7 protein-coding genes are annotated in these 12,089 nt (G+C 71.7%); 5 read left to right on the top strand and 2 right to left on the bottom strand.

Annotated elements, in window-relative coordinates:
* The first annotated feature begins 63 nt into the window (after positions 1–63).
* Positions 64–477 (top strand): VOC family protein, encoded by a 414-nt coding sequence (locus PLP61_RS01270; RefSeq protein ID WP_324499577.1) that lies wholly within the window; start codon positions 64–66, stop codon positions 475–477.
* Between the two features lie 18 nt (positions 478–495).
* Here PLP61_RS01270 and PLP61_RS01265 read toward each other — a convergent pair whose 3' ends face one another.
* Positions 496–897 carry a type II toxin-antitoxin system VapC family toxin gene (locus tag PLP61_RS01265; protein ID WP_324499575.1) on the bottom strand — a complete coding sequence of 134 codons (402 nt, stop codon included), beginning with the start codon at positions 895–897 and terminating at the stop codon, positions 496–498.
* 63 nt (positions 898–960) lie between these two features.
* Here PLP61_RS01265 and PLP61_RS01260 point away from each other — a divergent pair, with 63 nt between their 5' ends.
* Entirely contained in the window at positions 961–1,854 is an 894-nt protein-coding gene (locus PLP61_RS01260) for a hypothetical protein (protein ID WP_324499573.1), read from the top strand.
* A gap of 167 nt (positions 1,855–2,021) precedes the next feature.
* Here the strand turns inward: PLP61_RS01260 and PLP61_RS01255 are convergent, their stop codons facing one another.
* The gene (locus tag PLP61_RS01255; RefSeq protein WP_324499571.1) at positions 2,022–3,023 is read right to left on the bottom strand and encodes a sulfotransferase family protein; all 1,002 of its coding nucleotides are present in this window, start codon (positions 3,021–3,023) and stop codon (positions 2,022–2,024) included.
* A 60-nt stretch (positions 3,024–3,083) separates the two neighbouring features.
* On the opposite strand from PLP61_RS01255, the gene PLP61_RS01250 reads away from it, so the two are divergent.
* From PLP61_RS01250 to PLP61_RS01240, 3 genes are all read left to right on the top strand, one after another.
* Positions 3,084–3,938, top strand: coding sequence for an alpha/beta hydrolase (locus tag PLP61_RS01250; protein WP_324499569.1), 855 nt, complete (start codon positions 3,084–3,086; stop codon positions 3,936–3,938).
* 240 nt (positions 3,939–4,178) lie between these two features.
* Positions 4,179–9,170, top strand: a complete 4,992-nt coding sequence (locus tag PLP61_RS01245) for a 2-oxoacid:acceptor oxidoreductase family protein (protein ID WP_324499567.1) — start codon at positions 4,179–4,181, stop codon at positions 9,168–9,170.
* On the top strand, positions 9,160–12,021 hold the full coding sequence (locus PLP61_RS01240; RefSeq protein WP_324499565.1) for a sulfide/dihydroorotate dehydrogenase-like FAD/NAD-binding protein: 2,862 nt from the start codon (positions 9,160–9,162) through the stop codon (positions 12,019–12,021). The genes PLP61_RS01245 and PLP61_RS01240 overlap by 11 nt, the downstream gene beginning before the upstream one ends.
* Positions 12,022–12,089 lie beyond the last annotated feature (68 nt).

The following is a 12,089-nucleotide window of genomic DNA, read 5'->3' as shown; positions in this document are numbered from 1 at the left end:
GTTCCGCTTCAACGTGTAGCCGCCTCGTCCCCGGACCCGTCAACACCGGTCTAGGGTCCAGGCATGGACCCGCGGATCAGCTTCGTGACCCTGGTGGTCCGCGATCTCGCGCGCAGCCGGGACTTCTACCTCTCTGGTCTTGGCTGGACCGCTGAGGTCGACGTCCCGGGCGAGGTCGTCATGATCCGCGCCGGTGACAAGCTCGTCCTCTCGTTGTGGCAGGAGGACGCTGCGGTCGCGGAGCTGGGCCCGATCGGTCGTGGTGAGGGGGCACTCCCCTTCACGCTGGCGCACAACGTCGACTCCCCCGAGGGGGTGGATGCCGTGCTCGCCTCTGCGAGGGAGGCTGGGGCCACGATCACCGCTGACCCCGTCACCCGCGACTGGGGTGGCTATACCGGCTACTTCGCGGATCCGGACGGTTTCCGGTGGGAGGTCGCCTACAACCCAGGCCCCATCGGGCAGTCGGTCCTGTGACAATCCTCCGACGCGGGCTCACTCGGCGAAGAGGACGTCAAGTCCCGTGACCGGCGTGGTGCCGGCCGCCTTGGCCACCATGTCTGGGTCCATGGTGACCAGTGCGTCCGCCTGGAGCCGGGCGACCGCCAGGTACTCGGCGTCCCGCAGGCTGGCCCAGCCGTGCGCTCGGGCGATGTCCCAGGCCGTGCGCCGGGAGACCCGATCCCCCAGCAACCGCACCTTGAGCTCGGTCAGCCGCTCGTGGATCCTCAGCGCCTCGCGCTCTTCCAGGCTCCCGTCCCTCACCTCTCCCAGCAGCAGCTCCAGCGCCTGGGTGCGCAGTGGGTTCGGCGCCACGAGCTGGTGCGACGGGTGCGGGCGCTGCCCGGTGCGGGCGAGGTGGAGCGCCGTCCCCGGGTCGATGGCGAAGCGAGTCACCGTTGCAGCCTAGGGTGACGCAGGGCTCCTTCTGAAAACCTACTGATCCGGTAGCATTTGGGCATGACCCTCGTCGACAGCCTGCCGGTGCCGCGCTTCGACCCCACCCAGGTCGTGGTGCGGGCACCCAGCGGGGGTCCGGGCAACTGGGCGGGGGCGCCCAGCGCGACGTACGCCGACGGGTACGTCTACCTCGCCTACCGGCTGCGCCGCCCCGTCGACGCCGGCCGCGGCCGGTCGGTCGTGGTCGCCCGGTCCCGGGACGGTCTCGACTTCGAGCCGCTCGTGGAGCTCTTCCGGGAGGACTTCGGGGTGGAGTCCTTCGAGCGTCCGGTCGTCGTCCGCCTGCCCGAAGGAGGGTGGCGCCTCTACCTGTCCTGCGCCACACCCGGCTCGAAGCACTGGTGGATCGAGGCGCTCGACGCCCACCGTCCCGAAGGACTCGCGGAGGGGACCCGCCGCACGGTCCTGCCAGGGAGTGCAAGCGAGGCCGTCAAGGACCCGGTCCTCCTCGTGGACTCCTCGGGCTGGCGGATGTGGGTCTGCTGCCACCCGCTCACCGAGCCCGGGCACGAGGACCGGATGACCACCAAGCTCGCCACCAGCCGCGACGGGCTGCGTTGGAGCTGGGAAGGTCAGGTACTGGCGCCCACGCCCGGCAGCTGGGACGCCCGTGGCACGCGCGTCACCACCGTCCTGTCCGAGCACCCGCTGGTGGTGCTGTACGACGGGCGCGCCACCGCCGAGCAGAACTGGCACGAGACCACCGGTGTGGCCCACGAGATGGACGGACGGCTGGTGGGCGCCCCGGAGCCGATCGCCAGGTCGCCGTACTCCGACGGAGCCCTGCGCTACGCGACCGCGGTGCGGCTCCCCGACGGGTCGACCCGCTTCTACTTCGAGGCCGCCCGGCCCGACGGCGCCCACGACCTTTTCACCGAGCTCGTCCCCGCCTGACCTCTCGGAGGGCCGACCCCTCGGCTCACCCGACAGCGCAAACCGCGCACGTGCGCGGTTCGGGCGGCGGATGCGCGGGTTTCGGCAACCCCAACCACGCACGTGCGCAGTTCGGGCGGTAGGCCCCACAGGCCCCGTGCCGCACCCTGCCTGCAATTTGCGACGGGTCAGGCGGGGGCGCCGGCGGTCGCCTCGCGGCGGGCGTGGAAGGAGTCGCCGCCGCGGTGGTGGCGCCAGGCGTCGAAGGACTCCCCGGTCACCTGCTCCAGCAGCGCGATGTCGTCCAGGAACGGCCGGAGCAGCCTGGCCCGCTGCTCCGGGGTCAGCCGGGGCCGCGCCGCCTCGCCCCGCCTGTGCAGCTGGTCCACGAGCGGCCGGCTCGCCGTGCGCCACACCTGCGGCGGGAGGAACGCGCCCGCCGCGGCCCCTGCGCGGATCACCCGACCCAGCAGCCGCGTCCGCAGACCGGGATGCACGAACGGCCGCGAGTTGTCCGCCGGGACCGTCGGCACCGTGCCCGGGGCGACCCCCAGGAACCGGCAGACCCGGTCGACGGTCTGGTCCGGCCGGTCCACCAGGTCGCGGTACCGCACCAGCAGCACCTGCTCGCGCGGGAACCGCTCGAACAGGTCCGCCAGCTGGCGGCCGTACCGGCCCAGCCCCTGGTAGTGCCAGAACGGCGCCCAGCCGGCGTCGATGCGGGCGGCTTCGCGGGCGCACGCCTCGACCACGTCACCGCACGGCTCGAGCCCGTCCACCCACAGGTGCATCCAGTTCGAGTACAGCCGGTCGACGGGGTCACGGAGCACCGCGATCAGCCGGGCGTGCGGCAGGTCGTCGGCGATCCGGCGCCGCGCGTCGCGGTGGTAGAGGTAGAAAGGAGTGCTCTCGCCGCACAGGACGTCGTCCGGCACGTCGGCGAACAGCGCCTGGTAGCGACCCCGCTGCCAGATCCACTCCTGGTTGCTGTGCGCGTCGCCGGGCCCCTTGTACGCCGGCGGGGGCGAGTCCCCGCACAGGTAGTACTTCGGCTCCTTCACCCGGCTCAGGAACAGGCCCGGGTGCTGGGCCAGGGCGGCGTGCAGGGCCGTGGTGCCTGCCTTGGGCGCACCGATGATCAGGAAGTCGGGGAGCCGGCCCCCCGGACGTCCGAGTACGTCGTGGTCCATCGGTCCAGTATGACCAGCCGACCCTGGCGCCCCCTCGACGCGGATGCCAGAGTCGGAGCCATGGACGAGACCACGATCACCTTCTCCTCCGCCGACGGCATCGAGATCCAGACCTACCGCTGGGCCCCCGCAGGAGCGCCCCGGGCGGTGGTCCAGGTCCAGCACGGGCTGGGTGAGCACGCCGGCCGCTACCGGCGGTTCGGCGAGGCGCTCACCGGTGCCGGCTTCCTGGTCTACGCCCCTGACGGTCGCGGCTCGGGCCGGACCGCTCGCGGTGCCTACGGGCAGTGGGGGCCGGACGGCTGGCCGGGGTGGGTCGACGACCTGGCGCGGCTGAACACCCGGATCCGCGCCGACCACCCCGGGCTCCCGGTCGGGCTCGTCGGGCACAGCATGGGGTCCTTCGCCACCCAGCAGTACCTGCTGGACCACTCCGCCGACGTGGACGCGGTGGTGCTGAGCGGCACCACCGAGGCCAGCGGGCTCGCCGACCTGCTCGGCGGCGACGAGCCGGCCGACCTGACCTCCTTCAACGCCGCGTTCGAGCACCGCACCGGCTTCGAGTGGCTCTCGAGGGACGAGGCCGAGGTGGACAGGTACGTCGCCGACGAGGCGTGCGGCTTCACCGCCGACCCGTTCGTCGGCATCGACACGTTGCGGCGCACCGCCGACCCCCGGGCGCTCGACGCGGTCCGTGCGGACCTGCCCATCCTGCTCGTCTCCGGCACCGACGACCCGATCGCCGGAGGTGGTGCCGCCGTCGAGCTCGTCGCCCAGCGCTACCGAGACCACGGAGTCAGCGACGTCGAGGTGCGGCTCTACCCGGGGGCCCGCCACGAGGTGCTCAACGAGACCAACCGGGACGAGGTGACCGCCCACATCCTGCGCTTCCTTCACCGCACCCTGGGTCAGTGAACCCGCCGGTCGGCCGGGCCTGATTTGACCCGTCCCCGGGGGTGACTATCGTGGGAAGGGCCAGGGGAACACCCTGGCGCAGCGCATTCGGCAGGTGGCGAATCATGGTCGATCGGGACGCGGTCTCGTGACTGCTCCGGCCGTCGTCCGTACGTCGTACGACGGCACTCCTCCACGCCGCACCGGGCTCCGCGCGACCAGGCCCACGCCTGACTCCTCCTCCACCCCCGGGATCCCACGATGACCCACACCCCCAGGTACCCAGGCATCCCCGCCGTCATCAACGGCAACGGTGCCGTCGCCCACGTGATGAGCCAGGTCTGCGGCGGGGTGATCGGCTACCCGATCACCCCCTCGACCGAGATCTCGGAGATGTTCGAGGCGGCGCTGGCCGAGGGTGGTGTCAACGTCTGGGGCAAGCACCCGTTCTTCTTCAGCCCCGAGGGCGAGCACTCCGCCCAGAGCGGCGCGCTGGGGGCGGCCCTGACCGGCGGCCAGTACATCTCCAACGCCTCCTCCAGCCAGGGGATCCTCTACGCGATGGAGTCGCACTACGTGACCGTCGGCAAGAAGATCGGCGGCTTCGTGCTGCAGGTCGCGGCCCGCGTGGTCTCCAAGCACTCCCTCAACGTGATGGCCGGCCACGACGACGTCTACGGCCTCCTCTCCTCCGGCTACACCATCCTCTTCGGAGCCAGCCCGCAGGAGGCGGCCGACCTGGCGGCCATCGCCTACCGAGCCTCCGCGCTGTCGCTGATCCCCGTCGCCAACGCGATGGACGGGTTCTCCACCAGCCACATGCTGAGCGAGGCCCGGCTGCCCGAGCCGGACCTGCTGCGCGAGTACCTCGGCGACCCGGCCGGGCGCATCAAGGCCCCGACACTGGCCCAAGAGGTGCTGTTCGGCTCCCGGGGACGGGTGCACCAGCTCACCGAGTACCTGCACCGCCACGAGGCGGACGTCCCGGACCTCGCCCGGATCACCGACTGGCTCCAGCAGAACGCCGACCGCGTCGAGCCGGACAACGAGGGTGCGCTGCTCGCGGAGACCGAGCACTGGCTGCCCGAGGAGCTCCGGGCGGCCTGGCGGCGGCAGTGGCGCAACGCCCACGAGACCGGCACCAGGCAGCTGGTCCCGGCCCTGGTCGACGTGAACAACCCCGGTCTCACCGGCCCGGTGCAGAACCAGCCGGACTTCCAGGCCGGCGCCGTCGACCACCGCACCCACTTCGCCTCCGCCGTCCCCACCCTGGTGCGCCAGGCCATGGCGGAGTACGCCGAGCTGACGGGCCGCCGCTACCAGCCGGTGCACACCCACCTCACCGAGGACGCCGACTACGTGATGGTGGGGCTCGGCTCGGTGACCGAGGACGTCGAGGCCGTGCTGCCCCACCTGCGGGCCCAGGGGATCAAGGCCGGGCTGGTCGCCGTCAAGCTGCTGCAGCCGTTCCCCGAGGCCGAGCTGGTCGCCGCACTCGCCGGCAAGAAGGCCGTCACCGTGCTCGAGCGGTCCGACCAGACCGCGCTCACCGGCCTGGTCACCCAGGCGCTGTTCAAGGCCCGCGAGAACGCGGCCGGGGTCCGGCACCCCGGCGTCCCTGCCCTGGCCGACCCGCCGCGGCTGACCACGGCGATCTTCGGGCTCGGCGGCCACGACCTGCAGCCGCGCCACCTGATCGCGGGCTACCAGAACATGGTCGACGGCTCCCCGGCGCCGCTGGTGTACCTCGGCTCGCAGTTCTTCGAGAAGGACCCCTCACCGGCCACGGCCGAGCTGCAGGCGCGGCTGCGTGCGGCGTACCCCGAGACCGAGCTGATGGCGCTGGAGACCGGGCCGAACCCCGACCTGCTCCCCGAGGGTGGGCTGCGGGTCAGGTTCCACTCGGTGGGCGGGTACGGCACGATCGCGACCGGCAAGCTGCTCACCGACATCCTGGCCGGGGCGCTGGAGCTGCACTCCAAGTCGGCGCCGAAGTACGGCTCGGAGAAGAGCGGCGCGCCGACGAACTACTACATCACCCTCAGCCCCGAGCCGGTGAAGATCACCAACGCCGAGCTCGAGGACGTGGAGGTCGTGATCTCGCCGGACCACAAGGTGTTCCACCACACCGACCCGCTGCGTGGGCTGGTCGAGGGCGGCACGTTCCTGATGCAGTCCAGCCTCTCCCCGGAGGAGGTCTGGCGCGAGCTGCCCCGCCGCGCTCGCCAGACGATCCGGGAACGCCACCTCAAGGTCTACCTCGTCGACGCGTTCTCGGTCGCGAAGAAGCACGCGCCGCAGCCGGAGCTGGAGACCCGGATGATGGGCATCGCCTTCATCGGCGCGGTCGTCGGGCACGTCGACCGGATCCTGCGCTCGGGTGCCTCGGAGGAGGCGATCTTCGAGAAGGTCCACGAGCAGATCGTCAAGAAGTTCGGCCGCAAGGGCGAGGCGGTCGTCGAGGGGAACATGGCTGTCATCCGCGAGGGCAGCGAGGCCACTCGGGAGCTGGACTACTCGGCACCGGCGTTCGTGGAGCTGGACCGGCGGCCCGACCTGCTCCCGCTCTACACCTCCGCGCTCTCCGCGTCGTGCGAGTGCGAGAACTCCGCCGGCTGCGCGGCCACCGGCCTGTTCGACCGCGAGTACTACGAGAACATGGTGGCCAAGCCGTTCCGGGAGGGCACCATCGGTGAGGCGCCGGTGCTGCCCGGCACCGGCCTGTTCATGCCGGCCGGCACCGCCGCCGCCAAGGACAAGGGTCTGTTCCGGCGCACCGTCCCGGAGTTCCACGCCGAGCTGTGCACCGGCTGTCTGGAGTGCACCCTGGTCTGCCCGGACGCCGCGATCCCGAACTCGGTCCACCAGCTGCACGAGCTGCTGCTGACCGGCATCGACGAGCTCGACCTGCCCGTCTCCCAGCGTGACGCGCTCCGGGACCAGGTCTACCCGATCGCCGAGCGGGTCCGCGAGGCCTACCGCCAGACCCGGGAGCCGCTCGCCTTCCACGAGCTGGTCGCCGACGCGGCGGCCGGGGTGGTCACCGACCAGGTGTCGCTGCCGCGCAACCTCGAGCGCCTGGTGGCGGTGCTGGCCACCTACCCGGTGGCTCGCACCCGGCCGTTCTTCGACGCCATGGAGAAGACGGTGCCCGGCTCGGGCGGCCTGTTCGCGGCCACCATCGACCCCTGGAAGTGCACCGGGTGCCTGGAGTGCGTGGACGCCTGCGGCCCCGACGCCCTCGTCGCTCGCGACCAGGACGAGCCGCTGCTCACCTCGCTGCAGGAGCGGTTCGAGTTCATGAGTCGTACGCCGAACACGGCGCTGAAGTACCACGAGGGCTCCGACACCCCCGACGGTGACATCAAGCGGCTCTTCCTCGACCGCAGCAACTACTACGCCACCACCGGAGGCCACGGCGGCTGCCGGGGCTGCGGCGAGGTGACTGCCATCCGACTGGTGATGTCGACCAGCCACGCGATCGGAGCCCGGCGGCGCAGCGGCGAGATCCGCGAACTGCAGGAGCTGGTGGACCGGCTGGGAGCCAAGCTCGCCGAGCTCGGCGCCGGCGCACCGGACCGGCGGACCCGGGTCGAACAGGCGCTGGCCACCCTCGAGCGCCGTCTCTACCACCTGGAGAGCGGCCCGACCGGTCGCGGACAGTCGACCACCGTGATCGCCAACGCGACCGGCTGCAGCAGCGTCTACGCCTCGACCATGCCCTACAACCCCTACAACGACCCGTGGGTGAACAGCCTCTTCCAGGACGCCCAGCCCCTGGCGAAGGGCATCTTCGAGGGCGTCGCCTCGCAGGTGGTCGGTGACGTCCGCGCCCTGCGCACCGCGCAGCTGGAGATCGCGGACGCCTACGACCCCGCGCTCCACGACGAGGAGCTCCGGATGCTCACCTGGGGCCAGTTCAGCGAGACCGAGCTGGAGCTGCTGCCCACCGTGCTCACCATCGGTGGGGACGGCGCGACCTACGACATCGGGTTCGGGGCGCTGTCGCGCGTGCTGGCCAGCGAGACCCCGATCAAGGTGATGGTCCTCAACACCGGCGTCTACTCCAACACCGGGGGACAGGCCTCCACCGCCAGCTTCACCGGGCAGGACTCCGACCTCGCCAGGTTCGGCCACGCCCAGCCCGGCAAGCACGAGACCCGCAAGGAGCTGGGGCTGATCGCCTCGTTCCACCCGAACGTGTTCGTCTGCGCCACCAGCACCGCGCTGCAGGGCCACTTCCTCAAGAACACCATGGAGTTCCTCACCTACACCGGCGCCCCGTCGGTGATGGACGTCTACACGCCCTGCGGGTCCGAGCACGGCATCGCCGACGACGCCTCGGCACAGCGGGCCAGGCTGGCGGTGGAGAGCCGGATGAACCCCGTGTTCGTCCACGACCCGCGCCGCGGCAGCACCCTGCACGAGTGGTTCTCCCTCGAGGGCAACCCCGACCCGGACGAGACCTGGTCGCGGATGTCGGTGGAGCACCTCGACGAGGCGGGCAACCTCCAGCTGCTCGACACCCCGATCACCCCGGCGGACTTCGCCCTGGGCGAGGTGCGTTTCAAGAAGCACTTCCGCACCCTGGCCCCCGACGAGGACCCCGTGGCGGTCCCGATCCACGAGTACGTCGAGCTCCCCACGCACGAGCGGCGCGACCACGTCCCGTTCGTCTGGGCCACCGACGCGGACAAGCACCTGATCAAGGTCGCGGCCTCCGCCACCATCGTGGCGCTGGTCGAGGAGCGGCGCCGCTACTGGCAGATCCTGCAGTTCCTGGCGGGAACCCACCTGGCCAAGCTGACCGCGCTGCACCGCTCCGACGTCGAGGAGCTCCAGGCCCGCTACGACCAGGCGCAGCAGCAGCGGGAGAGCTCCCTCGACGACATCGCCCGGGCGATGGCCGAGCTCGCCACCTCCAGCACGGCCGCCCCGGTCGGCGGGCCGCTGCTGTCCACCACGTCGCCCGCGGCGACCGCCGCCCCGGCGGCCTCCCCGACGAGCGCCACGCCCACCGCCGTGGTCACGCTCGCCGACGAGGACCGGGTCCTGTGCAACGACTGCAAGACCTGCTACCAGGACCTGCCGCAGCTCTTCGAGCGCACCACGATGGTCGTCGACGGCGAGGCACGCCAGGTCGCGCGGCTCATCCCGGGTGCGCTGGAGAAGGTGGAGATCACCCCCGAGGTGCGGGCCCGGATCAAGCGGGTCGCGGCGAACTGCGACGCGGAGATCATCCATGAGCACTGAGCCCACGAGCGGCCGCTCCCCGGACCCGGCCGGCGGCGCCGACGACCTGGCCCGCTACCTGGACGCCAGCAGCACGCTCGCGGCCACCCGCGCCGAAGTGGCCCAGCTCGAGGAGACCGCGGCGGTCGAGAGCTACCACCACCAGCTCGCCCTGCTGCAGCGCCGGCTCCAGGCCGACCCCCACGTCTTCCGCGACCTGTTCATCTCCGACGGCGTCGCGGCCGTGGCGGCTGAGTTCCGGCAGGAGGAGCTGACCCCCGAGTTCACCCGCACCCTGTGGCGCTCGCTGCTGCGCGAGGACGACAGCAGCTCCGTGCTGATGCGCTTCGTGTGGAACCTGCCGCTGGGGATGAAGCGGAAGTTCATCCGGGCGCTGGACCACCACCTGAGCGAGCGCTACCCGATGTTCGCCGGGCTGTCCGAGGGCTGGCCCGCGGGCAACTGCATCCCGCCGTACACGCGGCCGGCGGAGGAACGCTCCCACGACTTCGACCTGGTCAACGAGGGGTTCCTCGGCTACCTCGACCTCGGCTACAGCCGGCGCGAGGTCGACCTGCTGGTGTGGCTGGAGGCCCTGCGCGACAAGCAGTGCGCGGACAAGCCCTGCGAGATCGGCCTGCACGTGGTCGGGCGGTCCGAGCCCAAGGGCGGCTGTCCGGTGAAGATCCACATCCCGCGGATGATGGAGCTCCTCGGCAACGGACGGTTCCGCGAGGCGATGGAGCTGATCGAGTCCTGCAACCCGCTGCCCAACGTCACCGGTCGGGTCTGCCCGCAGGAGCTGCAGTGCCAGGGCGTCTGCATCCACACCAACATGCCGATCCAGGTGGGTCAGCTCGAGTGGTTCCTGCCCCAGCGGGCCCGGCTCGTCGACCCGGACGGGCCGGCCCGGCGGTTCGCCGGCACCCCCGACCCCTGGGTCCGCGCCGACAAGCCACCGGTGGCCATCATCGGGTCCGGGCCGGCCGGCCTGATCAACGCCTACCTGCTCGCGGCCGAGGGATTCCCGGTCACCGTGTTCGAGGCCTTCCACGCCCTGGGCGGGGTGCTGCGCTACGGCATCCCGGAGTTCCGGCTCCCCAACGACCTCGTCGACGACGTGGTCGCCAAGATCAAGCTGCTCGGGGGCCGCTTCGTGCCCAACTTCGTCGTCGGCAAGACCGCCACGCTGGACGACCTGCGCGAGGCCGGCTTCTGGAAGATCTTCGTGGGCACCGGCGCGGGGCTTCCCCGCTTCATGAACGTGCCCGGCGAGCACTTCAACAACGTGATGTCGGCCAACGAGTTCCTCGCCCGGGTCAACCTGATGCAGGGCCTGCGCGCCGACTACGAGACCCCGCTCCCGGCGACCGAGGGCAAGCAGGTGCTGGTGATCGGCGGCGGCAACACGGCGATGGACGCCGCACGCACGGCCCGCCGGCTGGGCGGGCTGGTCACCATCGTCTACCGCCGGACCCAGAGCGAGATGCCCGCCCGCGTCGAGGAGCTCCACCACGCGCTGGAGGAGGGCATCACGCTCAAGGTGCTGGCCGCGCCGTACGAGTTCCTGGGGGACGACGAGCACCGGGTGACCACGGCCCTGCTCGACCTGATGGAGCTGGGCGAGCCGGACGACTCGGGGCGGCGCAGCCCGGTACCGACCGGGGAGCGCGAGGCCATCCCCGCCGACCTCGTGATCATGGCGCTGGGCAACGCCTCCAACCCGATCCTCAAGGACTCCGAGCCGCGGCTGCACACCACGAGGTGGGGAACCATCGACCTCGAGCACGCCGGCTCCCAGGAGACCTCGCTGCCCGGCGTCTACTCCGGCGGCGACGCCGCCCGCGGCGGCTCCACTGCCATCAACGCCGCCGGTGACGGGCAGGCCGCTGCCCGGGAGATCGTCGGCCTGGTGGACCTGCCTCCCACGGAGATCCGCCGCCGCGTCGAGAGCGCGCTCGCCTACACCGAGCTCGGCGTGGTGGCCAACCGGATCCTGGCTCGCAGCGAGCTCACCGAGGGCATCGTCGAGCTCACCGTGCACGCCCCGCTGGTGGCGCAGGCGGCTCGCGCGGGACAGTTCGTCCGGCTGCTGCCGCACCCCGAAGGAGAGCTGATCCCGCTCACCCTGGCCGACTGGGACGCCGAGGCCGGCACCATCGACCTGGTGGTGCAGGGGATGGGCACCAGCAGCATCGAGATCAACCGGATGCAGCCGGGCGAGGCGTTCAGCGGCATCGCCGGCCCGCTCGGCCAGCCCAGCAAGGTCCACGCCTACCCCGAGGGGCAGACGGTGGTGTTCGCCGCCGGCGGCGTCGGCCTGCCGCCGGTGTACCCGATCATGCGCGAGCACCTGCGGCTCGGGAACCACGTCACTCTGGTGGCGGGGTTCCGCAGCGCCGACGTGCTGTTCTGGACCGGCCCCGACGAGCGGGTCGAGCGGCTCCGGGCGGAGTTCCCGGGGCAGCTCGAGGTCGTCTACACCAGCAACGACGGCACGTTCGGGGTCGAGGGTTTCGTCACCGGCCCGCTCGGGGAGCTGCTCGAGGCGCACCAGCGTGGCGAGGGCAGTCCGATCGCCGAGGTCGTCGCGATCGGCCCCCCGCTGATGATGCGGGCCGTGTGCGAGCTCACCGCGCCGTACGCCGTGCCGACCGTCGCGAGCCTCAACTCGATCATGGTGGACGCGACGGGGATGTGCGGAGCCTGCATGGTGCCGGTCGTGGTCGACGGCAAGTTGGTGCGCAAGCACGCCTGCATCGACGGACCGGAGATCGACGGCCACATCATCGACTGGGACAAGTTCCTGCCCAGGTTCGGCCAGTTCCGCGAGCAGGAGCACGACAGCCTGGTCCGGCACGGTCTGGCCTGAGGGCGCACCGGAGGTGGCCTAGGACGCGAGACCGAGCACCGCGCGGGTCAGACCGTCGCGAGCGAGGG

Origin of the sequence: Nocardioides sp., assembly GCF_035429765.1 — a bacterium.
GTDB lineage: Bacteria > Actinomycetota > Actinomycetes > Propionibacteriales > Nocardioidaceae > Nocardioides.
This window is presented reverse-complemented; position numbering and strand designations above follow the sequence as displayed.

What these genes read in the sequence shown, in the direction of transcription:
- PLP61_RS01270 (WP_324499577.1), top strand. Translation starts at nt 64, where the DNA reads ATGGACCCGCGGATCAGCTTCGTGACCCTGGTGGTCCGCGATCTCGCG.
- PLP61_RS01260 (WP_324499573.1), top strand. Translation starts at nt 961, where the DNA reads ATGACCCTCGTCGACAGCCTGCCGGTGCCGCGCTTCGACCCCACCCAG.
- PLP61_RS01255 (WP_324499571.1), bottom strand. Translation starts at nt 3,023, where the DNA reads ATGGACCACGACGTACTCGGACGTCCGGGGGGCCGGCTCCCCGACTTC.
- PLP61_RS01250 (WP_324499569.1), top strand. Translation starts at nt 3,084, where the DNA reads ATGGACGAGACCACGATCACCTTCTCCTCCGCCGACGGCATCGAGATC.
- PLP61_RS01245 (WP_324499567.1), top strand. Translation starts at nt 4,179, where the DNA reads ATGACCCACACCCCCAGGTACCCAGGCATCCCCGCCGTCATCAACGGC.
- PLP61_RS01240 (WP_324499565.1), top strand. Translation starts at nt 9,160, where the DNA reads ATGAGCACTGAGCCCACGAGCGGCCGCTCCCCGGACCCGGCCGGCGGC.